The organism is Butyricicoccus sp. AF18-9LB (genome assembly GCF_027684505.1).
GTDB lineage: Bacteria > Bacillota > Clostridia > Oscillospirales > Butyricicoccaceae > Agathobaculum > Agathobaculum butyriciproducens.
On record NZ_JAQCWA010000021.1, the window covers coordinates 1 to 26,142 of the forward strand.

At 55.2% G+C, this 26,142-nt stretch carries 27 protein-coding genes; 19 read left to right on the forward strand and 8 right to left on the reverse strand.

Going from position 1 to position 26,142, the window contains the following annotated elements; translation table 11 throughout:
- Positions 1–602 precede the first annotated feature (602 nt).
- From PGY33_RS10960 to PGY33_RS10970, 3 genes are all read right to left on the reverse strand, one after another.
- The gene (locus PGY33_RS10960) at positions 603–740 is read right to left on the reverse strand and encodes a helix-turn-helix domain-containing protein (RefSeq protein WP_330673827.1); all 138 of its coding nucleotides are present in this window, start codon (positions 738–740) and stop codon (positions 603–605) included.
- A gap of 242 nt (positions 741–982) precedes the next feature.
- On the reverse strand, positions 983–2,038 hold the full coding sequence (locus tag PGY33_RS10965; protein WP_118761154.1) for a type IV pilus twitching motility protein PilT: 1,056 nt from the start codon (positions 2,036–2,038) through the stop codon (positions 983–985).
- A gap of 163 nt (positions 2,039–2,201) precedes the next feature.
- Complete coding sequence (locus PGY33_RS10970; protein ID WP_118481242.1) at positions 2,202–2,507, reverse strand: phage holin family protein; 306 nt, start codon at positions 2,505–2,507, stop codon at positions 2,202–2,204.
- Between the two features lie 276 nt (positions 2,508–2,783).
- Between PGY33_RS10970 and PGY33_RS10975 the strand changes: the two genes are divergently transcribed.
- The 17 genes from PGY33_RS10975 (at position 2,784) to proS (ending at position 21,797) form a co-directional block, all read left to right on the forward strand.
- Positions 2,784–3,521 carry a WecB/TagA/CpsF family glycosyltransferase gene (locus PGY33_RS10975; RefSeq protein WP_117751751.1) on the forward strand — a complete coding sequence of 246 codons (738 nt, stop codon included), beginning with the start codon at positions 2,784–2,786 and terminating at the stop codon, positions 3,519–3,521.
- Between the two features lie 5 nt (positions 3,522–3,526).
- Positions 3,527–4,297 carry an FAD-dependent thymidylate synthase gene (thyX, locus tag PGY33_RS10980; RefSeq protein WP_270478628.1) on the forward strand — a complete coding sequence of 257 codons (771 nt, stop codon included), beginning with the start codon at positions 3,527–3,529 and terminating at the stop codon, positions 4,295–4,297.
- 30 nt (positions 4,298–4,327) lie between these two features.
- Entirely contained in the window at positions 4,328–5,233 is a 906-nt protein-coding gene (locus PGY33_RS10985) for a DUF2156 domain-containing protein (protein ID WP_270478630.1), read from the forward strand.
- Positions 5,234–5,239: 6 nt separating this feature from the next.
- A complete protein-coding gene (locus PGY33_RS10990) occupies positions 5,240–6,040 on the forward strand; it encodes a GNAT family N-acetyltransferase (protein WP_270478632.1) in 801 nt (266 codons plus the stop codon).
- 14 nt (positions 6,041–6,054) lie between these two features.
- Complete coding sequence (locus PGY33_RS10995; RefSeq protein WP_270478634.1) at positions 6,055–6,606, forward strand: DJ-1 family glyoxalase III; 552 nt, start codon at positions 6,055–6,057, stop codon at positions 6,604–6,606.
- Positions 6,572–7,165, forward strand: coding sequence for a 5-formyltetrahydrofolate cyclo-ligase (locus PGY33_RS11000; protein WP_270478635.1), 594 nt, complete (start codon positions 6,572–6,574; stop codon positions 7,163–7,165). The genes PGY33_RS10995 and PGY33_RS11000 overlap by 35 nt, the downstream gene beginning before the upstream one ends.
- Positions 7,152–8,042 (forward strand): CPBP family intramembrane glutamic endopeptidase, encoded by an 891-nt coding sequence (locus tag PGY33_RS11005; RefSeq protein ID WP_270478637.1) that lies wholly within the window; start codon positions 7,152–7,154, stop codon positions 8,040–8,042. Before PGY33_RS11000 ends, PGY33_RS11005 begins: the two co-directional genes overlap by 14 nt.
- A gap of 24 nt (positions 8,043–8,066) precedes the next feature.
- The gene (gene mltG, locus PGY33_RS11010) at positions 8,067–9,320 is read left to right on the forward strand and encodes an endolytic transglycosylase MltG (protein WP_270478638.1); all 1,254 of its coding nucleotides are present in this window, start codon (positions 8,067–8,069) and stop codon (positions 9,318–9,320) included.
- Complete coding sequence (locus PGY33_RS11015) at positions 9,313–10,545, forward strand: peptidase U32 family protein (protein WP_270478640.1); 1,233 nt, start codon at positions 9,313–9,315, stop codon at positions 10,543–10,545. The genes mltG and PGY33_RS11015 overlap by 8 nt, the downstream gene beginning before the upstream one ends.
- Positions 10,546–10,811: 266 nt before the next feature.
- Positions 10,812–11,822, forward strand: a complete 1,011-nt coding sequence (gene trpS / locus PGY33_RS11020; protein ID WP_270478642.1) for a tryptophan--tRNA ligase — start codon at positions 10,812–10,814, stop codon at positions 11,820–11,822.
- Positions 11,823–11,840: 18 nt separating this feature from the next.
- A complete protein-coding gene (locus tag PGY33_RS11025; protein WP_117491700.1) occupies positions 11,841–12,929 on the forward strand; it encodes an MraY family glycosyltransferase in 1,089 nt (362 codons plus the stop codon).
- On the forward strand, positions 12,922–14,070 hold the full coding sequence (wecB, locus tag PGY33_RS11030) for a non-hydrolyzing UDP-N-acetylglucosamine 2-epimerase (RefSeq protein ID WP_118358843.1): 1,149 nt from the start codon (positions 12,922–12,924) through the stop codon (positions 14,068–14,070). The genes PGY33_RS11025 and wecB overlap by 8 nt, the downstream gene beginning before the upstream one ends.
- Positions 14,067–14,861, forward strand: coding sequence for a hypothetical protein (locus PGY33_RS11035; protein WP_270478644.1), 795 nt, complete (start codon positions 14,067–14,069; stop codon positions 14,859–14,861). Before wecB ends, PGY33_RS11035 begins: the two co-directional genes overlap by 4 nt.
- 107 nt (positions 14,862–14,968) lie before the next feature.
- Complete coding sequence (locus tag PGY33_RS11040) at positions 14,969–16,225, forward strand: methionine gamma-lyase family protein (protein ID WP_270478646.1); 1,257 nt, start codon at positions 14,969–14,971, stop codon at positions 16,223–16,225.
- Between the two features lie 513 nt (positions 16,226–16,738).
- Positions 16,739–18,493: a threonine--tRNA ligase gene (thrS, locus tag PGY33_RS11045; protein ID WP_270478648.1), complete on the forward strand. Its 1,755-nt coding sequence runs from the start codon at positions 16,739–16,741 to the stop codon at positions 18,491–18,493.
- Positions 18,494–18,588: 95 nt separating this feature from the next.
- A complete protein-coding gene (locus PGY33_RS11050; protein ID WP_270478649.1) occupies positions 18,589–20,358 on the forward strand; it encodes an S-layer homology domain-containing protein in 1,770 nt (589 codons plus the stop codon).
- Positions 20,358–21,797 (forward strand): proline--tRNA ligase, encoded by a 1,440-nt coding sequence (gene proS, locus PGY33_RS11055; protein ID WP_118647379.1) that lies wholly within the window; start codon positions 20,358–20,360, stop codon positions 21,795–21,797. Before PGY33_RS11050 ends, proS begins: the two co-directional genes overlap by 1 nt.
- 335 nt (positions 21,798–22,132) lie before the next feature.
- Here proS and PGY33_RS11060 read toward each other — a convergent pair whose 3' ends face one another.
- The 4 genes from PGY33_RS11060 to PGY33_RS11075 form a co-directional block, all read right to left on the reverse strand.
- Positions 22,133–22,453 (reverse strand): hypothetical protein, encoded by a 321-nt coding sequence (locus PGY33_RS11060; protein ID WP_118481227.1) that lies wholly within the window; start codon positions 22,451–22,453, stop codon positions 22,133–22,135.
- Positions 22,454–22,521: 68 nt separating this feature from the next.
- Positions 22,522–24,066 carry a recombinase family protein gene (locus PGY33_RS11065; RefSeq protein WP_270478652.1) on the reverse strand — a complete coding sequence of 515 codons (1,545 nt, stop codon included), beginning with the start codon at positions 24,064–24,066 and terminating at the stop codon, positions 22,522–22,524.
- A 12-nt stretch (positions 24,067–24,078) separates the two neighbouring features.
- Positions 24,079–24,621: a hypothetical protein gene (locus tag PGY33_RS11070; RefSeq protein ID WP_270478654.1), complete on the reverse strand. Its 543-nt coding sequence runs from the start codon at positions 24,619–24,621 to the stop codon at positions 24,079–24,081.
- 110 nt (positions 24,622–24,731) lie between these two features.
- The gene (locus PGY33_RS11075) at positions 24,732–25,103 is read right to left on the reverse strand and encodes a helix-turn-helix domain-containing protein (RefSeq protein WP_270478656.1); all 372 of its coding nucleotides are present in this window, start codon (positions 25,101–25,103) and stop codon (positions 24,732–24,734) included.
- Positions 25,104–25,273: 170 nt separating this feature from the next.
- Between PGY33_RS11075 and PGY33_RS11080 the strand changes: the two genes are divergently transcribed.
- Positions 25,274–25,492 carry a helix-turn-helix domain-containing protein gene (locus PGY33_RS11080; RefSeq protein ID WP_270478660.1) on the forward strand — a complete coding sequence of 73 codons (219 nt, stop codon included), beginning with the start codon at positions 25,274–25,276 and terminating at the stop codon, positions 25,490–25,492.
- Between the two features lie 16 nt (positions 25,493–25,508).
- Here the strand turns inward: PGY33_RS11080 and PGY33_RS11085 are convergent, their stop codons facing one another.
- A complete protein-coding gene (locus tag PGY33_RS11085) occupies positions 25,509–25,715 on the reverse strand; it encodes a hypothetical protein (RefSeq protein WP_161275136.1) in 207 nt (68 codons plus the stop codon).
- Between the two features lie 275 nt (positions 25,716–25,990).
- Between PGY33_RS11085 and PGY33_RS11090 the strand changes: the two genes are divergently transcribed.
- Positions 25,991–26,137, forward strand: coding sequence for a hypothetical protein (locus PGY33_RS11090; RefSeq protein WP_215705834.1), 147 nt, complete (start codon positions 25,991–25,993; stop codon positions 26,135–26,137).
- Positions 26,138–26,142: the final 5 nt, after the last annotated feature.

Sequence of the window (26,142 nt, forward strand, 5' to 3'; positions counted from 1 at the left end):
ATCAAGGCGGGAAAGCCCTAAAATGGCTTCCCGCCCATTTCAATTTTTAGAGAAAAACGCTCCAAAATCAGAAAGAGAGCGGCCAAGCACTTTGCGGGATTGGCCGCCTTGTCCACTCATTCAGCGGGACGGCGGGTGGCGGTCAAGGCCGGGTGTAAATCCGTTCATTTCAGCCTTGACGGTTGCCCGTTGTCTTGCTGATTTTCCGGGAGTGTGGCCACAACTTCGGGACATTTTGTCCACAAGTCGGAGCGTAGGACGAGGGACGGGGGCTTTCATATACGCCCTGTCTGCTGATGAAAACAGACCTGCGCTTGCGGCTCCACGCCACACAAGCACAACCCTGTTTTCCTGCCGCTTCAAATGCCCTTGCCCTCCCCGGCGGCAACGGCATTTTCACGGCAACGCCGACAGAGCGTATAACACACTACACTTTGCTTCGCAAAGTCGTGTGCCAAATGGGGGCGTTGCCCCCTTTGGAAACCCCCACAAGAAAAGGCGGTACGCTACCCATCCACGGGGCGCATACCGCCTTTTCTTGTTATCCAGCCCTCCGGCTGTATCGGTTGAGCAAAAGTCAGCGTGGGAATGGTGTGGTATCTTTATCTAAGTGAACCCCCGCGCTCCCATTTGGATACCGCTTTGTCGCTGACACCAAGCTGTTTGGCCAGCGCAAGCTGTGTCAGTCCCAGTTTTGTCCGCAGAGCGCGGATCAGTCTGCCGGTTTTTACCTGATCCATTCGGATCACCTCCCTTGCATTCTATTATACGGAAAACGGAGGAGAATACAATGAACGTTCCGTAGAGTTGCGGAAAATTGAGAATGGAAAATTAACGTAAGAGTGAACCTGCGGCATCCTGCTTCCAAAGCAGGCGCAAAGCAAAATAAGCATAAGACAACACCGCATAATTAAAGCCGCGGCTCCTTTATGCGGTATTGCCATAAAAATCCCGCGTGAAATTCAACGCGGGATTTGTTATCTTATCGGAAGACAGACTGCGGAAACGCTTCCGGGTCGGCTGCCTTTGCAGCGGCATCGTCGATGCGGACCTCTCCGCTGCGGACGAGTTCCCCGAGCGAATCGTCCATCAGCATCATACCCTGATTGCGGCCGGTTTGCATGGTGCTGATCAACTGATACGACTTGTTCTGACGGATCAGGTTGCGCACGGCAGAAGTGCCGGTCAGAATCTCAAATGCGGCTACGCGGCCGCCCATGGTGCGCGGTATGAGCGTCTGGCAGACAATGCACTCAAGCACCTCGGCAAGCTGAATGCGAATCTGCTCCTGCTGCTCCGGCGGGAATACGTCCACGATACGGTCGATCGTACCGGCAGCTCCCTTGGTGTGCAGTGTGCCGAATACAAGGTGACCGGTCTCGGCAGCCGTGATAGCGGTCGAAATGGTCTCCAGATCGCGCATCTCACCGACGAGAATAACGTCCGGGTCCTGCCGCAGAGCTGCTCGCAGGCCGCTTGCGAAGCTGTCCGTATCCGCACCGATTTCACGCTGGTTGATCATTGAGCGAATGCGCGGGTGTACATACTCGATCGGGTTTTCAAGCGTGATGATATGGCGTGCCGCGGTGCGGTTGACATGGTCGATCAGTGCCGCCAGCGTGGAACTTTTACCGGAGCCGGTCGGTCCGGTAACGATAACCAGTCCGCGCGGCTTTTCGGCCTGCTGTATAATGATATCCGGCAGGCGAAGCTGCTCCGCAGTCGGGATTTCCATCGGCAGCAGACGCAGCGCCAGCGCCGTGTGGTGCTGCTGGCGAAACAGATTGCAGCGCATACGCACGGAATCGGCAAACGTCACCGCAAAGTCGGACTCGCCGATGGTTTTCAGCTCGTGCAGCTGATGCTCATCCGCAAGCTGCTGCGCCGCATCCTGCACATCCTGCTCAGTCAGAGGTACGTCACCGTGGGTACGCAGTTCACCGTCGATACGCAGCATCGGCGGGAGACCAACGGTCAAATGCACATCGGAGGTGTTTTTCTCCTTGGCGTAAAAAATCAGAGTTTGTAAATCGTACAAGGCGTGTCTCTCTCCTTGGTGTCCCAAAGCAGGGGACAGAGTTTATATGGGTATTGTACCGCAAATTGCCTGCCGCTGCAAGTAAGGATAAATGAAAACGGCTTCGGAAATCCGAAGCCGTTGAGATTGCTGGAACACTTCGTTCTTCTTTTGTTTGCGCGTGTTATTTCGGCGGGTCGTTTCCTTTGTTTGAACTGCAGTGTGCTATGACTTCGTTCAGATAGACCGACATGCCTGTACACAGGACACCCTGTACCACACCTTCAAACAGAGCGGCTGCCCAGTTGCCGTAGCTGGCATAGCGCGATGCGACTGACAGACAAGCCAGTCCGATCCCGCAGAACGTGAGTGCCAGAGGGATAAATTGATTGGGAAACCGCTGTATTGCCTTGAGTCCGCGTCCGATGCAGTATAAAACCGCCACCAGAACCGCGAAATCCGCCTTGATATACTGCGTCAGTTCTTCCATGGGTTCACCTCCCCTTAACAGCCTATGCGGAAAGAGAACGATGTTTGCCAAGGCATATCGCAGGGCGGCATGACCTCATGCCGCCGTTCGCAACGATCTGCACATACTTACAGGCGGCGGGCCGGGGTCAGTCCACCCTGCATGATACGTTTATCGCTATCTACTCCTCACTCTCTGCAAGCTGGACTTGCAGATTTTAGTCTGCTGCTGTATAATATAATAGATTAGGAATGTTTACCGCCAAATAAAAGGCTGGAAAATATGGGAGATACGAAGATGAATACTGCTTCTATTCTGGGCGTGCAATTTCACGCCGTTACCAAGCAGCAGGCTGTTGAGCTTGCAATGAGCAAGATCCGTTCCCGGCAGAAGGGCTACGTTGTTACCCCGAATCCGGAGATCGTCGATCTCTGCCGCCATGACGAAAAATTCATGGGCGTTGTCAACCATGCGACGCTTGTCCTGCCGGACGGCATCGGCATCATCTATGCTGCGAAGATCCTCGGTGAAAAGCTGCAGGGCAAGGTAGCCGGCATCGAATTTGCCGAGAGCCTTGTTGCCGCGATGGCCAAGGAGAACATGCGCCTGTATTTGCTGGGTGCGAAGCCCGGTGTTGCCGAAAAAGCAGGTGCGAACCTGTGTGCAAAGTATCCGGGACTGGTGCTGGCCGGCACGCATGACGGCTATTTCTCCGACCCGCAGGAGGTTGTTGACAGCATCAACGCCGCAGGCGGTGCGGATGTTGTGTTCGTCTGTCTGGGTGCGCCCAAGCAGGAGAAATTTATCGCGGACAACATGGACGATATCCACAGCACACTGTTCTGCGGTCTCGGCGGCTCGCTGGATGTGTTTGCAGGCGTTGCCAAGCGCGCGCCGGATATTTTCATCAAGCTGGGTCTGGAGTGGTTTTACCGCCTGCTCAAGCAGCCCAGCCGTATCGGCCGTATGATGAAGCTGCCGAAATTTCTGCTCATCGTTATCAAGGAGCGGCTGTTTGGCAGAAAGGGGAAGTGACAAGAATGAAAGTAAAACTGCTTGCTTACACGCCGGACCCGGAAAAGCTGGTCGCGGCTGCAGCAAAGAACTGCTATTCCTCCACGGACGTTGACAGCGTGCTGGATGGTCTGACCGAGGAAAAGACCGAGAGCTTTGTCAACATGCTTTCCGAGATCGGCCACGAAAGCCCGATCGAGCATGTGTCGTTCACCTTTGCAATCGAGGGTGTATCGCGTTCTCTGCTGGCGCAGATCACGCGCCACCGCATTGCATCGTTCTCGGTACAGAGCCAGCGCTATGTGCGTGAAAAGGGCTTCGAGTATGTTGTTCCGCCGGAGATTGATAAAATTCCGGCTGCCCGGGCAAAATTTATTCAGGCGATGGAGGACGATCAGCGTACCTACGAGGAACTGACGACCGCGCTGATGGAAGGCTACCTCAAGGATCTGCTCGAGCAGGGCGTTCCGGAGAAGACCGCCCGCAGCAAGGCTGAAAAGCACGCCATTGAGGACGCACGCTACGTTCTGCCGAACGCCTGCGCGACCCGCATTGTCATGACGGCGAACGCCCGCAGCCTCAAGAACTTTTTCCGCCTGCGCTGCTGCAATCGCGCCCAGTGGGAGATCCGTGCGCTTGCCGAGGAGATGTACAGGCAGGTATACGCTGTTGCGCCGACGCTGTTCGGTCACTGCGGACCGGCCTGCGTGGACGGTGTCTGCACAGAGGGCAAAATGTCCTGCGGCAAGGCCGCAGAAGTGCGCGCGCACTATCAGGCGCTGCGCGAGGGTAAGTAATCCTCAAATCAATCTTGAGAAAGGCATTATATGTTACCGTTTAGAGAAATTACTTTAGAAGATAAACCAACGGTCGAGCACTGCGGCTCGCATTACAACTATCATCTGTGCGAGCGCTGCTTTGTCGATCTTTTCATGTGGCGCAGCCACTACAATACGCAGATCTGCTTCAAAGATGGCTTTATGCTGGTGAAAATGTCTCCGCTGGACGGCGGGCACGACTGTTATCTTGCGCCTGTCGGTCAGGGCGACCTCGGCGCTGCACTGGATGCGCTCGAGCAGGATGCCGCTGAACGTGGTCTTCCGTTCATCATCGTCTCGGTCGCTGAGCCGATGATCGAGCGTATCGAAGCCGCTCGTCCGGGCAAGTTCACGTTCTCGCATGACAGCGAGGACGGTGACGATTATATCTACCTCGCGGAAAAGCTGCGCACGCTGTCCGGCAAAAAGCTGCAGAGCAAGCGCAACCTCGTCAACCGCTTCAAGACCGCCTATGAGGGCCGCTGGAGCTACGAGGACATGAGCAGGGACAACAGCAAGGATGCGTTCGCCTTCCATGTGCACTGGTGCAACCTGAACGGTTGTGCGCATGAGCGCGACTTTGAGGGCGAGACCTGCGCAATCGTGCAGGCGCTCCACAACTTCAACTACCTGAATCTGCGCGGCGGACTGCTCCGGCTGGATGGCGAGGTTATCGCGTTCACATTCGGCTGCAAGGCTACGCCGGATATGTTCGTGGTACAGATTGAAAAGGCCGACCACACGATTCAGGGCGCGTACCAGATGATCAACCAGCAGTTCGTACAGCGCAACTGCAATGATGTGGAATACGTCAACCGCGAGGAGGATCTGGGACTCGAGGGTCTGCGCAAGGCGAAAAAGTCCTATTATCCGGTCATGCGCGGCATCAAGTATATGGCTGTGCCTAAGGAGTAATCAGAAATGATGCGATTTGCAGAAAAGGGCGATTTTCCTGCCGTTCGCGCCCTTTGGGAAACCTGTTTTCCGGATGAGGGCGGCTTCAACGACTATTTCTTTGCGCACTTTTATAAAGAGAAATATACGCTGCTGTGTCTTGAGGGCGAAACGCTCGTGGCGATGGTGCAGATGCTCCCGTACCGCATGACGGTGGACGGCCTCTCCCGCGAGGCAACGTATATTTACGGTGCATGCACCGACCCGAAGCATCGCCGCAAGGGTTATATGGCGCGGCTGCTCGAGCGCTCGTTCGAGTTGGACAGGCAGGGGGGACGCATTGCGTCCGTGCTCATTCCGGCAGAAAAGTGGCTGTTTGATTTTTACAAACCGTTCGGCTACGAGCCGTTCTTCTATATTTCCCGCCGGGAGATTACCCGCACGGCAGGGGAGCACGAAGCACCTCGGCGGCTGACCTCGGCGGATGTGCCTGCGCTGGCGGCGCTGTATGACAAACTGGTGCCGAAATGCCGCATCGAGCGGGACATGGCGTACTGGAACGCGCAGCTTGCGCTGTTCGACACGCTCGGCGCGGGCGTGTATGGCTGGTTCGAGGATGAAACGCTCACCGGCTATGCGTTCTGCTGGGAGGACAATGCGCAGGAGCTGCTCGGCGCAGATGACGCGCAGCTGCAGGGTCTGCTGGACGTGCTGCGGCGCGATATGCTCGCCGTGACGGAGATCGGCGCGGAAACCGCACTCGGTGTATGCAAATGGCATGAAGAAGCGGATGAAACCGCTGGATATATGAATTTAATGCTCAACTGAAAGGTGTGACAAACATGGTATATGTATTACTGGCAGAGGGCTTCGAGGAAGTCGAGGCGTTGACTCCGGTCGATCTTCTGCGCCGCGCAGGCGTGGAGACCAGGCTGGTCGGTGTGACCGGTGCAACCGTGTGCGGTGCACGCGGCATCAATGTCGTAACCGACCTGTCCATGGACGAGGTTGACCTCGCAACGGCAGATATGCTGATTCTGCCGGGCGGCATGCCGGGCACAACCAACCTGTACGCGGACAAGCGTGTTACCGATGCGGTTCGCACGATGGCGGATGCAGGCAAGTACATTGCGGCGATCTGCGCGGCTCCGTCCATCATTCTGGGCGGCATGGGCCTGCTCGAAGGCAAAAAGGCGACCTGCTATCCGGGCATGGAGGACGGCATGAAGGGTTCGACCCCGGAAAAGAAAAACGCAGTCACCGATGGCAGGATCATCACTGGCTGCGGCGTCGGCGGCGCACTGGATTTCGCGTGTGAGCTGATTACCGCGCTGTTCGGCAAGGCCAAGGCAGACGAAGTTGCAGAGTCGGTCGTACATCATGTGTACGGATAAGAAAACGCTGCGGGGGCGCTATCTTGCCGAACGGGCAAGTCTGTCCGCTGCGGAAAAGCAGGCGATTGATCGCGCCATCGCACAGAACATTCTGCAAAGCGAGTTCTATCAGCAGGCAGAATGCATTTTCTGCTATGTTTCGACTGCTGAGGAGATTGACACCCGCATGGTACTCGAAAACGCGCTTGCGTCCGGCAGGACGGTCTGCGTGCCGCTGTGCGGCAAGGACGGCAGCATGACCGCGCGGAAAATCACCGCGCTCTCCGAGCTGCGGACCGGTCACTACGGTATCCTGGAGCCGTCCGACACGGCGCCGGAGATTGCACCGGAGAACATCGACCTGATTCTTGCGCCTGCGCTCTCGTGCGACAGAAAAGGGTACCGTCTCGGCTACGGCGGCGGCTACTATGACCGGTTTCTCAGCCGGACAAACGCGGTCTGTGCGGCGCTGTGTGCATCTCAGCGCATGAGCGCAACTTTGCCGCGCGAGGCGTTCGATCGCCGCTGTCATTACATTATCACCGAAAGAGAGGTGCTGCGCACCGATGAATCAAGATAAACGCACACTGCTGCCGGGCCTCAGCCTGTTTGTGTGCTTCTGCCTGCTGACAGGCATGGAAAAGCTGATCACACACTTCAATCTGCCGCCGTCGCTGATGGCGCTCGGTGAGATCGTGTGCTTCGGTCTGGCGCTTGCAATGGCGCTGCCCGGTATGGATCGGGAGCGCTTTAAGCAGCGGCTTGCATTCAAAATGCCGCGTAAGGGCGGCTGGCTGCTTATCCTGTTTATGGGCGCGGCGACCTCATTTGCCGCCCTCAGCCTGAACATGCTGGAATACCGTCTGCTGGCGCATACCGGTCTCCGGCTGACGATTGCATCCCTGCCGATGCCGCTCGGCGGTATGTCGTTTGCATGGCGGCTGCTGATCGGCGTTGTGATAGCAGCTCTGGTCGAGGAGATCTATTTACGCGGTGCGCTGTTCAGCGTATACGGTGAAGAAGTCGGTACCTCGGCGTGCCTGCTGTTCGGCGGCATCGTGTTCGCACTGCTGCACGGCAGTCCGCTTGATCTGGCGGCAGGCTTCTGCGCCGGACTGGCGTTTACCTATCTGACCTATGTGTTTGATACCGTATGGGCGGCGGTACTTTCCCATGCTGCTGCGGCATTTGTCACCGTGGTGATGCAGTGGATAGCAGATACCTATGCACCGTTCGGCATTTGGAACATCCTGCTGCCGCTGACTGTGCTCTTTTTCCTGCTGTTTGTGTTCTTAACGCTGGACACACTGGGAAAAATGCTGGCGCGCGGTTCCATTCCGCACTTTGAGGTCAGCGCCGGCTGGTACGACCTGTGGCTGCTGGTGAAAGAGCCCGGATTTATTGTGTTCGCGCTGGCATTTGCCGGTAAAATCATTCTGAATTACTGGATCGGCTGAGGCTGACCCGCAGAGAGGTGAATTATGGATAATCATTTTAACAACGATGAAACGCGGCGTGTACCGCTGCCGGGCTCGGAACCCCCGGTGCCTGAACAGTTCACGCCGGAGCATTTCGATGACGATCGAGAGCCGCAGCCGCCGCAGAAGCAGCCCAAACGCCGCCGAAGCCGCCGCCGGATGAACGCAGGCTGTGCAGGCTCGATGGTGTACATGATCGCAGTAGTCGGTGCTTCGCTGGTGCTGTCGATTGCAGCGCTGTTCATGGCAAACGACATTTTTGCCTTTGTTAAGGCGGATGCGGTCAAGGAGATCACGGTTTCGGAGAACACCTCGGTATCCTCGCTCGCCAAGGAGCTGGACGACCAGGGCGTTATCAATTATCATTCGGTGTTCAAGCTGTATCTGAAGCTCAAGCACCAGACCGATACCTCGGTTCTGGCAGGTGCGTATCAGCTGAACCCGTCGATGGACTACGGTCAGATCGTAGACGCGCTGACCAACACTGCAAGCACAGAGACCGTGCAGATTACCATCCCGGAGGGTTATTCCATCTCGCAGATCCGTCAGGTGCTGCTGGACAACCATATCTGCACCGAGGATGCACTGGATGAGGTGCTGAATGAATATTCCTTCAAGCACGATTTCCTTGAGGATGAAAAACCGGCCGCGGAAGGCTGGCTGGAAGGCTATCTGTTCCCGGATACCTATGAGGTATACAAGGGCAACGCTGCGGTAGTCGATACCATCAACAAGATGCTCAACAACTTTGGCAACAAGTACGATGCGGACATCAAGTCCGGCGCGGAGAATCTCGGCCGCTCGATGCACGATATTGTCACGATCGCCTCTCTCATCGAGCGTGAGGCACAGCGTGACGATGAGCGCGCACGCATTGCGGGCGTTATCTACAACCGTCTGAACAATTCCTCCGAGTTCCCGTATCTGCAGGTGGACGCGTCCGTTCTGTATGGTCTGGGACGCACCGGCGGCAAGCTGAGTGACGAGGATCTCAAGTCGGATTCCGAGTACAACCTTTACAACCACGAGGGTCTGCCGCCCGGACCGATCTGCAACCCGGGTCATGCTTCGCTGTACGCAGCAAGCCATCCGGAGGACAACAATTACTACTATTACGTTGCTATGCCGGACGGCTCGCACCTGTTTGCAAGCAGCTATGAGGAGCACGAGCGCAACATCGAGGCTTCTAATCAGGCACAGGCGCAGGCTGCAAACGCTTCGGCAGATACGACGACAACGGAGGCAAACGGTGAATAACACACCTGAATTACTGTCGCCCGCAGGCGATCTGGACAAAATGCGGTTTGGCATTGCCTACGGCGCGGATGCGGTCTATATGGCCGGAACGCGCTTCGGCATGCGTGCCGCTGCAACCAACTTTGACGATAACGCGTTGCGCGAGGGCATTGCCTACGCGCACGCGCACGGCGTCAAGTGCTACATTACAGTCAATATCATGCCGTCCAACCGCGACCTTCCGGCACTTCCGGCCTATCTGGAGCTGCTGCAGGACGCAGGCGCGGACGCACTCATCATCGCGGACGTAGGCGTGCTGCGCATGGCGCGCAGATACGCGCCCAAGGTTCCGGTGCACATCTCGACCCAGACCAGTATTCTTAACCACGAGGCGGCAAACTACTGGGCGGATGAAGGCGCCGAGCGTATCGTGCTCGCGCGTGAGCTTTCCCTTGAGGAGATCGCCGAAATCCGTGCCAAAACCCCGAAGGAACTCGAGATTGAGGCCTTCGTTCATGGTGCCATGTGCATTTCGTACTCCGGCCGCTGCCTGATCTCGCAGTACATGACCGGCCGCGACGCCAACCACGGCGCATGTGCACAGCCGTGCCGCTGGAATTATTCTCTGATGGAGGAGAAGCGTCCGGGGCAGTTCTTCCCGGTCGAGGAGGACGGACGCGGCACCTACCTGTATAACTCCAAGGATATGTGCATGATCGAGCACGTTCCGGAGCTGATCAAGGCCGGTATTACCTCGTTCAAGATTGAGGGCCGCAATAAAACTGCGTACTATGCAGCCTGTGTCACCGGTGCATACCGTGCCGCGATCGACACCTATAAAAAGGACCCGGAAAACTTTGTTCTGCCGCAGTTCTGCCGCGATGAGGTCAATAAGGTCAGCCACCGCGAGTATTACACCGGCTTCTACTTCGGCAATCGGGAAAACGGACAGCATTACGGCGACAGCCAGTATATCCGCGAGTACGAGGTTGTCGGCATGCCGGTCGAGTGTGACGACAGCGGCAAAGCCGTGTTCGCACTCAAGAACCGCTTTTTCGATGGGGAAGAGCTGGAGCTGATTCAGCCGGGTCAGGCGCCGTATGTGTTCCGTGCGGAGAACGTCACCGATGACGAGGGTACTGAGCGCGAGCTGTTCAACGTGCCGCAGATGCGCGTACACTTTGCGTTCCCGTTCAAGGTCAGCGAGTGGGCTATTTTGCGGAAGGTCAAAGAAAGACCGGAGTAAACAATCAATGAGGAGTTAGGAGGCAGGAATTTTCCTGCGTGCCGGCTTACCGTAGGGGCGCACATTGTGCGCCCTTTTTCGTTCCCCCTTGCAAATCGCTTGAACAGGCGAACACGGTTCGCCTATACGGCATGGTTTCTCCTGCCTCTTATCTCCTTTTTATGAATGGTTGCAACGTATGATAAATTGTGGTATCATTACAATTAAGTATGGAAACCTTTCGGGGTGAATTGAACCGAAAAATTCTAAGCAAGGGAAGTATATACATGAGCGATAACCAGAAGAAAACGATTTTCTCCGGCGTGCAGCCGTCCGGCAAGCTGACGCTGGGTAACTATTTGGGTGCTATCCGCAATTTCCCAATCCTGCAGGAGCAGTACAACTGCATTTACTGCGTGGTCGATCAGCACGCCATCACGGTCCGGCAGGAGCCTGCGGCGCTCCGCCGTGCAACACTTGAACTGATCGCGCAGTACATTGCCTGCGGTCTGGACCCGGAAAAGAGCATTCTGTTCATCCAGAGCCATGTGCCCGCGCATGCGGAGCTGGCGTGGGTGCTCAACTGCTTCACCATGTTCGGCGAGGCTTCCCGCATGACCCAGTTCAAGGATAAATCCGCCAAGCATGCGGACAACATCAATGTCGGTCTGTTCACCTATCCGGTTCTGATGGCGGCAGACATTCTGCTGTACCAGACCGATCTTGTTCCGGTTGGCGTGGATCAGAGCCAGCACATCGAGATCTGCCGCGACATTGCAAACCGTTTCAACAATCTGCATCCGAACACCTTTACCATTCCGGAGGGCTACTACCCGAAGGTTGGCGAGGGTGCCAAGATTACCAGCCTGGTTGACCCAAACAGCAAAATGAGCAAGTCCGACCCGAACCCGAACGGCTACATCCTGCTGATGGACAAGCCGGAGGATATTATGCGCAAGTTCAAGCGTGCGGTTACCGACTCGGATTCTTGCATTATCTTTGACCCGCAGAACAAGCCGGGTGTTTCCAACCTGCTACAGATTTACGCACTGGCGACCGGCAAGACCATCGAACAGGCGGCAGCCGAGTTTGACGGCAAGGGTTACGGTGAGTTCAAGCCCGCAGTCGGCGAGGCCGTTGTCGAGCTGCTGCGTCCGATTCGTGAAAAGACCACCGATCTGCTGAACAACAAGGATTATCTGGAGCAGGTCTACAAGGAGGGCGCACAGAAGGCCTCTTATCTGGCGCGCAAAACGCTGGATAAGGTTTATCGAAAGGTAGGCTTTGTCGCACGCTGAGCCAAAAGGGAGTAAACCATGTCTGAATATATTGTCATCGGCACGATTATTGCAGCGTTTGCCGTAGCTGCCGTGCTGAGCTATTTTTTCACACCGCCGGTCAAAAACTTTGCACACAAGGTCGGCGCGATCGACGTGCCGAAGGATGCACGCCGCATGCACAAAAAGCCGATCCCGCGGCTGGGCGGTCTGGCCATTTACGGCGGCTTCCTGTGTTCGATTCTGATTTTCGGGCAGCTCGATGAGACCATGCTGTGCGTCCTGCTCGGAGCGGCCATCATTGTCGCACTCGGTATTTTCGATGATGTGCTGGCGCTCGGCGCCAAGCTGAAATTCGTGGTGCAGATTGTAGCGGCAGCTATTCCGGTCTGCATCGGCGACCTGCAGATTGGTCTGTTCACCAATTTGAATCCGCTGTCGGATACGCCGTTTGTCCATCTCGGCATTCTGGCAGTGCCGGTCACGATTATCTGGATTGTCGGCATCACGAATGCGGTAAACCTGATTGACGGTCTGGACGGACTTGCGGTCGGTGTTTCGTCCATTGCGGCGATTACCATGCTTGCTGTTGCGCTGCTGACCGGCAACATGCCGATTGCCATCACGATGGCGGCGCTCGCCGGCGCGTGCATTGGCTTTATGCCGTACAACCTCAACCCGGCTAAGATCTTCATGGGCGACACCGGCTCGACCTTCCTCGGTTACATGCTGGCAACCGTGTCCATCATGGGTCTGTTCAAATTCTACGCAGTCATCTCGTTTGCGGTGCCGTTCCTGATTCTCGGCCTGCCGATTTTCGATACAGCCAATGCCATCATCCGCCGTGTGGCGGCAGGCAGAAGTCCGATGAGTCCGGACCGCGGCCATGTGCATCACAAGCTGATCGATATGGGCTTCAACCAGAAGCAGGCGGTTGCTATTCTGTACGCTATCAGCGCAACGCTCGGTCTTACCGCCGTGGTGCTCACCTCGTCCGGCGAGGTTAAGGCGATCGTGTTGCTGCTGGCGGTTCTGGCTGCAATTCTGGTAGGTGCATGCATCATTTACGGTGCGGAGCACTGGAGCAAACACGCATCCGAAAACAAGGAGGATAAAGACGATGAATAAAATCAAGGTAATGACGGTTTTCGGCACCCGCCCGGAGGCCATTAAGATGGCGCCGCTGGTGCATGCGCTCGAGCAGAATGAAAACACCGAGTCCATCGTGTGCGTTACCGCGCAGCACCGCGAGATGCTCGATCAGGTGCTCGATATTTTCGACATTAAGCCGGACTACGACCTGAATATCATGCAGCCGCGTCAGACGCTGGCGACCATTACTGAGAAGAGCCTGCACGGTCTGGATGAGGTGCTCGAAAAGGCACAGCCGGATATCGTGCTCGTCCACGGTGATACCTCGACTACCTTTGCCGGTGCGCTTGCGGCATTCTACCACAAGGTGCCGGTCGGTCATGTAGAGGCCGGTCTGCGTACCTATGATAAGTACAGCCCGTTCCCGGAGGAAATGAACCGCAAGTTGACCGGTCAGATTGCAACGCTGCACTTTGCGCCGACGCCGCGCAACCGTGATAATCTTGCCAAGGAAGGTATCACAGACGGCGTGTTTGTCATGGGCAACACGGTTGTTGACGCGATCCACATGACCGTAAAGCCGGATTTCGAGTTCCGTGATGAGCAGCTTAAGACGCTGGATTTTGAGAACAACCGCGTTGTCCTCGTTACCGCGCACCGCCGCGAGAACTACGGCGAGCCGATGGAGAATATCTGCCGCGCCATTGCCGAGCTGAGCGAGGCATATCCGGATGTACACTTCGTTTATCCGGTGCACCTCAGCCCGTATGTCCGCGAGACTGCGGAGAAATTCCTCGGCGGCAATAACCGCATTCACCTCATCCATCCGCTGGCCGTGGACGAGATGCACAACCTGATGGCACGCTGCTATCTCATCATGACCGACTCCGGCGGACTGCAGGAGGAGGCGCCCAGCCTCGGCAAGCCGGTTCTGGTGCTGCGCCGCGAGACCGAACGTCCGGAGGCCATCGAGGCAGGTACGGTCAAGCTGGCAGGCGTGGAGCAGGCCAATATCGTTAAGCTCGCGCGCGAGCTGTTCGACGATAAGGACGCTTACGAAAAAATGGCGCACGCTGTCAATCCGTACGGCGACGGAAAGACCTCGCAGCGTATCGTGCAGGCGATCGAGCAGTATTTTGGTCTGCGCGAGGACGGCCCGGCTCCGTTTAACCCGTGAAACCCGTAAAAAAAGAGAAGCACACACCGAAACACTATCTGCCGGACACTACGCCGAAGATTGCGGCTGCGGGCGCTACTGTGCTCGTGCTGTTGGTGGTGCTCAGCTTTGTGCTGTCCTCCGGCTGGATGCACGGCAGCAGCACCGGCATTATCCTGCCCGGCAGTGAGGGCGATTCGCCAACGGTTGGCACAGGCAGTGCGCTGCTCACCGGGCAGAGCGTGGATGATATTACCATCGATATCAATAACGCCAAGACCGTCATTGCGACGCTCGCACGTCCGGCGGCATACAGCAGCAGGATCGAGAACACGATCTACTATGATGGCGGCTCGGCGGCTCTGTACTGCCATCGCTATGCGCGGGATAATGTTATGCGCACGGATACACTCGGCGGTGACAATCAGGTGCAGTCTACGCTGATTCGCGTTCCGGACGGCAAGGTGTATGCGTGGAATGCAGGGGACAGCATTGCATATCAGGGCAAAGCCGGCGATTTTACCGATGATGCAGCTGCTATGCTGCCGACTTACGAGGATGTTCTGGCTGATGAAGTACAGCTGACTGCTGCCGGTCGGCAGGACATTAACGGTGAACCGTGTATTGCCGTTACATTTGAGCAGGATGGCTATCGCTGTGTATATGGCATTTCAACGGTCAGCGGTCTGCTGGCGCAGGCGTCGTTTTATGACGGCGATACGCTGACGCGCAAGGTCACCGTCAGCGAAATCAGCACGGAAACGCCGGACAGTGAATTGTTTACGCTGCCGGACGGCGAAAGCGTTATATAGAAAAAGTGGAGAGTGGAGATTGCAGAGTGGAGAGACAGCGAAACCGTTTCGTTATCTTCACTCTTAACTCTCCACTCTTCACTCTGATAGAAGGAGATTACACATAAATGCCTGAATATATTAAGATTTCACCGGAGATTCGTGCGCTCGGCCGTGAGGCTGAACGCGAGATCCGTCCGTATTTCGAGCGTCTCGAGGAGATCTGTGACCGCAACACCGAGAAGGTGCTGGCGGCATTTGCGAAGAACCGTGTATCCGACAACCTGTTTGCCGGTACGACCGGCTATGGCTACGACGACTACGGTCGTGATACGCTCGACAAAATCTACGCCGATATTTTCGGTACTGAGGCCGCACTCGTGCGCATCGGCTTTGTAAACGGCACACACGCGCTGTCCTGCGCGATGTTTTCCGCCGTCAAGACCGGCGACACCGTGCTGTCCGTCACCGGACCGGCGTATGACACGCTGCAGAACACGATCACCGGCGATTACTGCGGCAGTATGAAAAGCTACGGCATCGGCTATAAGCAGGTTGACCTCAAGAACGGCGAGCCTGACCTGCCTGCCATCAAGGCAGCGGCGGCAGATGAGAATATCAAGCTGGTATTCATCCAGCGCAGCCGCGGCTACGGCGTCCGCAAGACGCTTTCCGTTGAGGAAATCGGCGAAATCTGCAAGGCCGTGCGTGAGGTTAATACGACTGCGGCCATCATGGTCGATAACTGCTACGGTGAATTCACTGAGGAGATCGAGCCGACGCAGGTCGGTGCGGACATCATCGCAGGCTCGCTCATCAAGAATCCGGGCGGCGGTCTGGCCCCGACCGGCGGCTATATTGCAGGCCGTGCCGATCTGGTCGAGAACGCCTCCTATAAGCTGACCGCACCCGGCATCGGCGGTGAATGCGGCTGTACGATGGGTCAGAACCGCCTGCTGTATCAGGGCTTGTTCATGGCGCCGCATGTCACCATGCAGGCCATCAAGACCGCGATGTTCTGCGCAAAGGTCATGGAAAAGCTCGGCTACGAGGTAAGCCCCAAGGCAGAGGAGCCGCGTTACGACATCATCCAGACCATCGCGTTCGGTGCGCCTGACCCGCTGCGCCGCTTCTGCGAGGGCATTCAGGCCGGTGCGCCTGTCGATTCCTATGTAACGCCGGAGCCGTGGGCAATGCCGGGTTACGATGATCAGGTTATCATGGCTGCAGGCGCGTTCGTGCAGGGCGCATCCATTGAGCTTTCCGCCGATGCACCGATGCGCGAGCCGTATGTCTGCTATATGCAGGGCGGCCTGACGTATGAGTCCGGCAAGCTGGGTATTTTGCTTGCTGCAGATAAAATTACCAAGGCAAAGGCACAGTAATGGAGAATGATGTTATCCTGCATTTTTCAATTCCTCATTTTTCATGCGAAATCGGTTGACAAAGCGCGGATATGAGCGTTATAATAAATTTGTATTTATTAAGTTATAGGCAATGACGGAAATCCTGTTTTCCGAAAAGCATTTGGCAGAGAGCGTGCGCCACGGCTGCAAGCACACGCAATGCGGAGAAAACAGTACCGATTCCCGAGCCGCACAGCGGAAAACCGCAGTATGCTGTGCCGTGTCGTTCGCGTTAAGAACTCCGAGCGGCAGTCCTGCAAGGGCTGCAAGCAGGGTGGAACCGTGGGCAAGCGCTCACCCCTGAGAAATACAGGGGTGAGCGCTTTTTTGTTACTCTGCAGTAATGAAAAATTGAAAATGGGGAGTTGAGAATTGTGGTTACGCGCAAAGCGCGTCATAAAATTCCGTCCCGTGGATGGATACCTTTATTTTCTATTCTCCATTATCAATTACTCCACTCGTTATGATTTTACAAGAAAGGTCTGAATAAAAGTGTCCGAAGAAAACAAGTACACGTTTGAGAACAAGGAATACCGCGACACCTACCGTCACACGGTATCGCACATTCTCGCGCAGGCAGTAAAGCGCCTGTATCCGGAGGTCAAGCTGGCCATCGGCCCCTCCATCGACAACGGCTTCTACTACGATTTTGATGCGCCGTTCTCCTTCACGCAGGAGCACCTCGATGCTCTTGAGGCAGAGATGCGTAAGATCTGCAAGGAGAAGGAGAAGCTTGAGCGCTTCGAGCTGCCGCGCGCGGAAGCCATCAAGTTCATGGAAGAGCGCGAGGAGCCGTACAAGGTAGAGCTGATTAACGATCTGCCGGAGGACGCTACCATTTCCTTCTACAAGCAGGGCGAGTTCACCGACCTGTGTGCAGGCCCGCATCTGGACTCCACCGGCCGCGTAAAGGGCAACGGCATCAAGCTGATGAACGTTACCGGCGCTTACTGGCGCGGCGATTCCTCCAAGAAGATGCTGCAGCGTATTTACGGCACCGCATTCCCGAAGAAGGACGAACTCGACCAGTACCTCAACATGCTGGAGGAAGCGAAGAAGCGCGACCACCGCAAGCTGGGCAAGGAGCTCGGCCTGTTCATGCTGACCGAGGAAGGCCCCGGCTTCCCGTTCTTCCTGCCGAACGGCATGATCCTCAAGAACACCCTCATCGACTACTGGCGCGAGGTACACAAGCGCTACGGCTATGTTGAGGTCTCCACCCCGATGATCCTCAACCGCAAGCTGTGGGAGCGCTCCGGTCACTGGGATCACTACAAGCAGAACATGTACACCACCGTCATCGATGACGAGGATTACGCAATCAAGCCGATGAACTGCCCGGGCGGTATGCTGGTCTACAAGGCTCAGCCGCACTCCTACAAGGAGCTGCCGCTGCGTGTCGGCGAGCTGGGTCTGGTACACCGTCATGAGCTGTCCGGCGCACTGCACGGTCTGTTCCGCGTGCGCTGCTTCACGCAGGATGATGCCCACATCTTCATGACCTGGGATCAGATGAAGGACGAGATCAAGAACGTCGTTCGTCTGTTCGATGAGGTTTACTCCACCTTCGGCCTGACCTATCAGATCGAGCTGTCCACCATGCCGGAGGATCACATGGGCGAACTGAAGGACTGGCAGTTTGCGGAAAAGACCCTCGCAGAGGCTATCACCGAGATCGGCAAGGACTACGTTGTCAACGAGGGCGACGGCGCGTTCTACGGTCCGAAGCTGGACTTCCATCTGGCAGACTCCATCGGTCGTACCTGGCAGTGCGGCACCATCCAGCTGGATATGCAGCTTCCGGAGCGTTTCGAGCTTGAGTACACCGGCGCAGACGGCGAGAAGCACCGTCCGGTTATGATCCACCGCGTTGTTCTCGGCTCCATTGAGCGCTTCATCGGCGTTATCACCGAGCATTTTGCAGGCGCATTCCCGACCTGGCTGGCACCGGAGCAGGTTCGCGTTATGCCGATGACCGATCGCAATATTCCGTGCGCACAGGAAGTTGTTAAGCAGCTGACTGATAAGGGCTTCCGCGTAACCATGGACGAGCGCAACGAAAAGATTGGCTATAAGATCCGTGAAGCACAGGTTCACAAGATTCCGTATATGATCGTCATTGGCGACAAGGACGAGGAAAAGGGTGTTATCTCGGTTCGTACCCGCAAGACCGGCGAGACCACCGCTATGGAGACCGGCGAGTTTATCGAGAAGCTCGCATATGAGGTTGAGAATAAGCTGAAGTAAGTAGCAAAACGGAGAGCGGAAGCGATATTCCGTTCTCCGTCACAATAGAATAAAAGGTTCATAGAGTTTTGTCATGTATGCGGGGAGGGTGCGGCATGAAAAAATTTGTTTCCGCGTGTCTGATGGCAGGTCTGCTGACTTGTGCCGCCGGTGCGGCACAGGTCGGTACGATCGACAACAACTATCCCGGCGATACCGAAGCGCAGGCGCAGATGCTTTACGATCTCGGGCTGTTTAAAGGCACCGACAAGGGCTTTGCGCTGGAGAAATCCATGACCCGCGCAGAGGCCTCGGTGATGCTGACCCGCCTGCTTGGCGCAGAAAAGACCGCGCTGGCAGGGAACTGGAAGCACCCGTTTGCCGATGTGCCGCAGTGGGCGGACAAGTACGTCGGCTGGCTGTATCAGAACGGTTTGACTAAGGGCGTTTCCGCGACAAAGTACGGCTCGCAGCGCAATGTCACCTGCGACCAGTATTGCATTTTTCTGACCCGGGCACATTTGGATGCGGACAGCTATCAGGGTACGGCTTTTGTCGATAACGATGAGGTACGGCAGACGGACGAGGAGGGCTTTATCCGCGGAGATGCGGTTTCGCTCTCGGCTCGGCTGCTCGGTACAAACTACGCGAAAAATGGCGACGAAAGCGACTTCAGTGTGGCGAAAAAGCTAATCGACAACGGCGTTTTCACAGCGAAGCAGTTCAAAAATGCGGCATGGGACGTTCTGCCGCGTGATTACGGCAATGATTACCAGTACGATGACAAGTGGAACCTGATCGCTTCGCTGTTCGTTTGCCAGATTGCAGATGTGACAGTGGCGCAGTGTCCGATTGATGGCGTGCAGCCTGTCAGCGGTACAGACCGTTATGCGCAGAGCGATATGAGGCAGTCGGACTTAATCCTGTACCGCATGGACAGCAAGACGATGGCGCTGACGCAAGTGCTCTCGCTGCCGAAAGAAAGTTCTGTGGAATATCTCGGCAGCGCCGGAGAAACCGACTATCTGTTGGTATTCAACAAGGAAACGGAAACGTATTCGCTGTGCTCGGTACGCGGCGATACGGTCAAAACCGAACTGACTCTGACCGAAGCACAGCAGCAGCGGGCAGAACGCACTGTTTATCAGAGCGCACACGGCTGCATCATCTGCACGGACGAGACGACCGGTTATAAGCTCACTGAAACAGGGGTGGAGCCGTTGGGCGTGGCAGCGGGTATCTGCCGGCTGACGGATGACGGCATGACTGTTACGCAGAAATGTACGGCGGACGAAACCGTGCTGACGGCGTATAACTGGGACGGTCAAAAGACAGATCGCTATACCATCTCGAATGCGTATCAGTCGGATGATGCCGAGGTGCGCAAGCATTTTGCACCGCAGATATTTGGCAGTGACGGTGTGCTGTTCTGGGGCACAGCCGGGCTGTACCGCGAAGAGAACGGCCGTCTGGTACAGGTGACAGACTCTCCGGTCATCGGCGTAAAGCAGGATGCCGATGGGGCTTATTATGCTGTTTCCTGCGATAAATCTGAGCGGACGGAATACTATTCGGATGGTATCGGATACATGGCCGGTGATATGCTCGTGCGTATCGCGCCGGATGGAACGCAGACCACGCTTGCAACACTCGATGACATTCTGATCGACGAGGTAAAGACGGTCAAAAGCGGTGCTGTTCGCTTCACAATCGCTATTCCGACAGAGGGCCATAGAAGCGGACACTATACCTGCCTGTTGAAAGACGGAAATATTACCGTTCGGTCTGCAACCGATGATGTATTCTACATCTGGGGCAACGATGCGCTGGAAAACGAACAAGAGAAAATAGATAAGATTATTGCGAACCAGAAAGGTGAAGAATAATGGCAGAAAAGAAAAAACTGGTCAGCGAGATCACGTCCATGGACGTGGACTTCGCGCAGTGGTACACAGATATTGTTAAAAAGGCCGAAATGGCCGATTATTCGTCCGTAAAGGGCTGTATCATCATGCGTCCGTACGCACAGGCGCTGTGGGAGAACATCCAGCACACGCTGGACGGCATGTTCAAGGAGACCGGTCACGAGAATGTAGCAATGCCGATCTTCATTCCGGAAAGCCTGCTGCAGAAGGAAGCCGACCACGTTGAAGGCTTCGCGCCGGAGTGTGCATGGGTAACGCACGGCGGCAACGACAAGCTGGAGGAGCGTCTGTGCGTTCGTCCGACTTCGGAAACGCTGTTCTGCGAGCACTACGCGAAGATCGTCCGCTCGTGGCGCGACCTGCCGAAGCTGTACAACCAGTGGTGCTCGGTTGTCCGTTGGGAAAAGACCACCCGTCCGTTTCTGCGCAGCCGTGAGTTCTGGTGGCAGGAGGGTCACACCGTTCATGCTACCGCTGAGGAGGCTATGGAAGAGACTCTGCGCATGCTGAACATCTATGCAAAGTTCTTCGAGGAGTGGCTGGCGATTCCGGTGCTCAAGGGTGAAAAGACCGAGAAGGAGCGCTTCGCCGGTGCAGAGAACACCTACACCATCGAGGCCATGATGCACGACTGCAAGGCTCTGCAGTCCGGTACCTCGCACTACTTCGGTGACGGCTTTGCACGCGCATTCGGCATGCAGTACACCGATAAGAACAACACCCTGCAGTATATGTATCAGACCTCCTGGGGCGTTTCCACCCGTATCATCGGCGCAATCATCATGACGCACGGTGATAACGAGGGTCTGGTTCTGCCGCCGCGCATCGCTCCGACCCAGCTGGTTGTTATTCCGGTTGCGGCACACAAGGAAGGCGTCAAGGAGAAGGCAACCGAACTGTACGAGCAGGTCAAGGCAGCGGGCATCCGTGCCAAGATCGACCTAAGCGACAATACCCCGGGTTGGAAGTTTGCCGAGTACGAGATGAAGGGCATTCCGCTTCGTCTGGAGGTTGGTCCGCGCGATATCGCTGAGGGTCAGTGCGTACTGGTTCGCCGCGACACCCGCGAAAAGACCGTTGTTAAGTTCGAGGATCTCGAAAAGACCATTCCGGCGCTGTTGGAGGATATTCAGAAATCTCTGTATGAGAAGGCGCTCGCAAACCGCGAGGCTCACACATACACTGCGAAGTCTCTTGACGAGATGAAGTCCATTCTTGCTGAGCACACCGGCTTTATCAAGTCCATGTGGTGCGGCGACCTCGCCTGCGAGGAGAAGGTCAAGGAAGAGACCGGTATGCCGAGCCGCTGCATGCCGTTCGAACAGGAGCATATCGCAGATACCTGTCCGGTCTGCGGCAAGCCTGCAAACAAGATGGTTGTCTGGGGCATCGCGTACTAAGCGAAGTCTCAGAACCAAAAACTGCACAAGCCAAAAGTCCCTCATCAGTCGATGAGGGACTTTTTGCGTCAATAGAGAAACTTTTTCAGCAGATCGAACGGTTTGTGCGGCAGTGATCAGATACCGGTTGCAAAGCTGCCGATCAGGAAGCCGCCGTCTGTATTCTTAACGAGAATGAAGCAGTGGCATCCTTCAGGTCATAGATCGAATTTGCCGACGGCTTCATTTTTAACGGACAGTCGAAAACCATCGGCTTGCCGGCATACAGAACGGCGAATTTACAGCCGTCTGGGAGCAAATACTCCCAGCCGACTGCGTGTAAACGGGTAGATAGATTATCTGCAGGAATTATTGCCGCTGCAGGAATTGTTATTGCCGCAGCCGCAGCCGCTGCGATTGTCATTTACGCCGGCACTGCCGGTGAACAGACAGCCTGCCTTGTCGCTCTGCGGCGGGAAAAAGGCGTCGATGGGGAAGTCAAAGCTCGAGAAGATCTCGCACGGGTCCTGCTCACCGCCGACACCGCTGTTCGAGCAGTCGCGCCGCGGCAGACATACGTCGTAAGCGGGCATGAGCAATTGGATGTCGCGCTCAAGCCGGATGATCGAGAACTGACCGAGGGTTACGAACAGCTGATAGCCATCGTTGCTGAGCACGAGATCGTCACCGCCGAAGCACGAGCAGATTGAACGGGGTACTTCATGCAGCGCGCAGCAGCAATAACTTAAATGTTAGAGGTTTGAGGTATAGCAATTTTGGGGTGGATTGTCAGATGGAGGTCGCTTTTGGCTTTGCCGTAGACACGGACGGTTTTATGGTAGTCTATACGGCGGATTACCTGCTTTAAGAGAAGATTTTGTTCTTTTGGATCTTCCAGTGTGGGGTATACGTCCAGCACATAACGGATGAGTGGCGCGGAGTTCTTCTGCGCTTCAATGTCTGTCTGTTTATTATGGAGTTTGCGCTCGATCTCGTGCTTTGTGTTTAGCAGTGCGGTCTGATCCTGGCTGATTGCGGATTGACGCTGCAGGAAGGTTTCCTTACTGTAAACACCATCTTCGAGCAGTTCATAGGTACGCTGCAGACGGTGGTTTATATCGGTAAGCTGCTTCTCGATATTCTGCAGTGCGATTTCTTCGCTTTTCGTGTCCAGAAGGGTAGGAGAGCTGAGTTCGATCTCGTGAAGAAATTCGCGGAGAGACTGCAGGACAAGGCTTTCCACATCTTCAAACAGACTGGAGACGGTAGAGCAAGACGGATTTTCACAGCCAAACCGGACTTTATCTTCACGGCGGTATGGATGGCGAGACATCAGTTTACCGCATTGGTCGCAGTAGACCAGTCCGGCCAGCGGATTCATCTGCTGGTATTTGCGCGGTACACGCGGCGTAACGGTGTCTTTCATGCGCTGTTGGACGCTGTACCAGACGTCCCGCGGGATGATCGCTTCGTGTATTCCTTCGTACAGCTCACAGTTTTTATTGACCGGTCGCTTGGTTATCAATTTGCCTTTTTGCACGATTTTTGTGTTGACCTTCATGGCACTGGGGATAAAACCGGCATAGTGCGGGTTCTGCAGGATGGCACGGGTAGTCGCGGGCACCCATTTTTTATCGAGTGGTGTGCGGATCTTCATAGCGTTCAGTTCGTTTGCGATTTCGGAAAAGCCTTTGCCGGAAAGGTACATATCGTAGATGGTGCGGATTACACCGGCCTGCGGCTCAACCGGTCGAAGGGACCAGCCGCGGCCGTCCAGTTTGTAGCGTTCATAGCCGTAAGGCGGACGTCCGGGAACGTAGTGGCCTTCTTTCTTGGAGGCTCTCGTTCCGGCCAGCTGACGGCGGCGGATCATGCGGTACTCCTGCCGCGACATGAACAGGCCGAACTCCATCCATTCCTCATCTGCTTCCTGCGTGGGGTCGTAGGTTTTGGCGGGTGTTACGATGAGTGTGCCCGAAAACTTAAACGCTTGGGCGACGATGCCTTGATCGATCGTGTCGCCGCGCGCGAGACGAGAGGTCTCGGTGACGAGGACGCCCTTCCAGCGGCCATCCTCCACCTCGGAGAGCAGCTGCTGCATGACCGGTCGGTTCGCAATGCGCTCGCCGGAGACGATTTCACGGTATATCGCGCCGATCGGCAGGGCGCGGGACTTGGCAAGCTCCATGAGGATATGCTCGTGCCGGGCGAGGGTGTCGCCTTCGCCGTGCGCCTCTGCTTCGAGGTCGGCACGGGATTTGCGTAAATACATGGCGTATTCTATTTGCATGGTATCACTTCCTTAGTTACCAGAGCCGATATGATTGAGCAGGAAGCAGAGGACAGCAGCCACAAACGGAACAACAGCATAGCTGAGAATGGTTCCGAGGCGGCCGGACAGCAGCTTGTTTGAGGATCGTGCAACGAGCGCTTCCCAGATTCCGCTGATAATGAGCGAACAGAACAGGCCAAGAAAACCGCCTGCAAGCATGACTGCATAAGCGAACAGTGCGTCCCAGGCGTTCTGAATCGGACGGCTGGACAGGCAGTTGATTGCGGTAATGACGGCTGCGCCTGCAAAGGCGGCAAAGTTTACTTTGCGGTGCTTGATACGCAGTTCTTCGGCGAGTGCATCCGCTTTATGCTTACGGCGCACAATCTCATCGCGGGCAATCTCCGGTGTGAGTCCTTGCGGACGCTTGCGGCGGATATAGGAGCGCGCCCAGTCCTCTTTGCTGAGGCTGTTGGCATACTGGATACGTTCGATATTATCAAACTCTACTTCATCCAGAAACAGACCGGCATTTTCAAATTCTTTTTGGATATCATATTTTTCCTGTTGCATATTGATAAAATCCCCCAAACTATGTTAAAATAGTGCTGGGGGATTTCATCCGTTCGGGGGTGGGGTTCCTTTCGAGCCGTTGTCAGGTGCGTTCTGACAGCGGCTTTTCTTTATGCCTGTTTATCCACTGCAGGCTCATCACGTTTTTTATATCGGGGGTTTCCTTTCAGGTCTGCGACGTACTCGCGGACCTTTTCTTTTCCCTCATCGTTGAATGAGCGGTAGTCCGTGACAAGCTGCTGCTCGTCTGGTGGCGCCTGCGTGTACGCATTCGGGCTTTCCTCGAACATTTCAGAAAATGAGATGTTCAAAATTCTACATAATTGATTCAGGAGTTCGATGTTCGGTGTGTTTACTCCTTTGATCCAGTTTGTAACCGTTGGCTTTGATACGCCGAGCATTCGGGCGATTTCAGCCTGCGTATAATCTGACCCTTTTATATAGCGTGCAACGTTGCGCTGTACAGTTTCTCGTATTTCCATTGGTTTCACCTCCTTTCTCTTTTGAGTTAATTATATCATAACTACGAACAGGTGTAAAGGAAATGATTAAGAATAAACTAACTATTTTACAAAAAAGGTCTTGACAGTTAGCGAAGAACTAATTATACTGTAAGTACAGTTAAGCAAGAACTAACAGGGAGGTGAATGGTATGAATATATACGAAAGAATTTATGAGTATCTGATCAGCCATGGAATCCAGCAGAAATTTGTCGCAGAAAAATGCGGCTGGACGAAAGTAAAAATGCATCACCTGATGCATGGTAGTCAGCGAATGACGATTGATGAATACATTATGATCTGCCACGTGCTTGGCTTGCCGTTCGGCTACTTCGGGGATGATACGACAAACCCCGCCAGTAGCAGCTGACGGGGTTTGCGGGAAATTAGTTTGCTGCTGCGATGAGTGCTTCTGAAATAGACTTTGCGAGTACATTCAGCGCACTGGTGTTAGCAGCACAGATTTCCTCGACAAGCTGCTTGCTCTGCTCGTCTGCGGCCGACTTTTCAAGAATTGCGGAACAGTTTCGAGAAAACTCATCACCGATACAGCCGAGCTCAGCCTGCAGCCTGTCATAGATTTTGTAATCCATGCGCGATCTCCTTTCATAGAATTTCGCCATATTCTTTAGGGCTCCACCTCTTGAGACGTGCAAGGATACAATTCTATTGTTACATATTCCTTAATTGTAGTCAACAGAAACATTACTGAAAGGGATGAAACAATGAAGTACGAAGTTTGGGTCAAGCGCTTAGAACCCGAAAACGGGTGTGATTGGACGCAGTTTTGGTGTACCACCCATGATGGAGCACTGGAACGCGTTGCTGAGTGGCTTGATAAGGCTGAGAAGATCGAGGTGCATATCAAATGAAACCTTACAATGAATATCTTGCCATGACGGCAGAGCAGATCATGGCCGATCCGGAAGCACCGGAAAGCCTCAAAATCGCGGCTCGGATTGAGATAGAAAAGGCTGAGGCCGGACAGGCCGAGTACAAGCCTGCAGAAGCATAGGCTTT

Excerpts from the sequence above, each read along its gene's own strand:
- PGY33_RS10960 (WP_330673827.1), bottom strand. The coding sequence starts at position 740 with ATGGATCAGGTAAAAACCGGCAGACTGATCCGCGCTCTGCGGACAAAA.
- PGY33_RS10970 (WP_118481242.1), bottom strand. The coding sequence starts at position 2,507 with ATGGAAGAACTGACGCAGTATATCAAGGCGGATTTCGCGGTTCTGGTG.
- PGY33_RS10975 (WP_117751751.1), top strand. The coding sequence starts at position 2,784 with ATGAATACTGCTTCTATTCTGGGCGTGCAATTTCACGCCGTTACCAAG.
- thyX (WP_270478628.1), top strand. The coding sequence starts at position 3,527 with ATGAAAGTAAAACTGCTTGCTTACACGCCGGACCCGGAAAAGCTGGTC.
- PGY33_RS10985 (WP_270478630.1), top strand. The coding sequence starts at position 4,328 with ATGTTACCGTTTAGAGAAATTACTTTAGAAGATAAACCAACGGTCGAG.
- PGY33_RS10990 (WP_270478632.1), top strand. The coding sequence starts at position 5,240 with ATGATGCGATTTGCAGAAAAGGGCGATTTTCCTGCCGTTCGCGCCCTT.
- PGY33_RS10995 (WP_270478634.1), top strand. The coding sequence starts at position 6,055 with ATGGTATATGTATTACTGGCAGAGGGCTTCGAGGAAGTCGAGGCGTTG.
- PGY33_RS11005 (WP_270478637.1), top strand. The coding sequence starts at position 7,152 with ATGAATCAAGATAAACGCACACTGCTGCCGGGCCTCAGCCTGTTTGTG.
- mltG (WP_270478638.1), top strand. The coding sequence starts at position 8,067 with ATGGATAATCATTTTAACAACGATGAAACGCGGCGTGTACCGCTGCCG.
- trpS (WP_270478642.1), top strand. The coding sequence starts at position 10,812 with ATGAGCGATAACCAGAAGAAAACGATTTTCTCCGGCGTGCAGCCGTCC.
- PGY33_RS11025 (WP_117491700.1), top strand. The coding sequence starts at position 11,841 with ATGTCTGAATATATTGTCATCGGCACGATTATTGCAGCGTTTGCCGTA.
- wecB (WP_118358843.1), top strand. The coding sequence starts at position 12,922 with ATGAATAAAATCAAGGTAATGACGGTTTTCGGCACCCGCCCGGAGGCC.
- PGY33_RS11040 (WP_270478646.1), top strand. The coding sequence starts at position 14,969 with ATGCCTGAATATATTAAGATTTCACCGGAGATTCGTGCGCTCGGCCGT.
- PGY33_RS11050 (WP_270478649.1), top strand. The coding sequence starts at position 18,589 with ATGAAAAAATTTGTTTCCGCGTGTCTGATGGCAGGTCTGCTGACTTGT.
- proS (WP_118647379.1), top strand. The coding sequence starts at position 20,358 with ATGGCAGAAAAGAAAAAACTGGTCAGCGAGATCACGTCCATGGACGTG.
- PGY33_RS11065 (WP_270478652.1), bottom strand. The coding sequence starts at position 24,066 with ATGCAAATAGAATACGCCATGTATTTACGCAAATCCCGTGCCGACCTC.
- PGY33_RS11070 (WP_270478654.1), bottom strand. The coding sequence starts at position 24,621 with ATGCAACAGGAAAAATATGATATCCAAAAAGAATTTGAAAATGCCGGT.
- PGY33_RS11075 (WP_270478656.1), bottom strand. The coding sequence starts at position 25,103 with ATGGAAATACGAGAAACTGTACAGCGCAACGTTGCACGCTATATAAAA.
- PGY33_RS11080 (WP_270478660.1), top strand. The coding sequence starts at position 25,274 with ATGAATATATACGAAAGAATTTATGAGTATCTGATCAGCCATGGAATC.
- PGY33_RS11085 (WP_161275136.1), bottom strand. The coding sequence starts at position 25,715 with ATGGATTACAAAATCTATGACAGGCTGCAGGCTGAGCTCGGCTGTATC.
- PGY33_RS11090 (WP_215705834.1), top strand. The coding sequence starts at position 25,991 with ATGAAACCTTACAATGAATATCTTGCCATGACGGCAGAGCAGATCATG.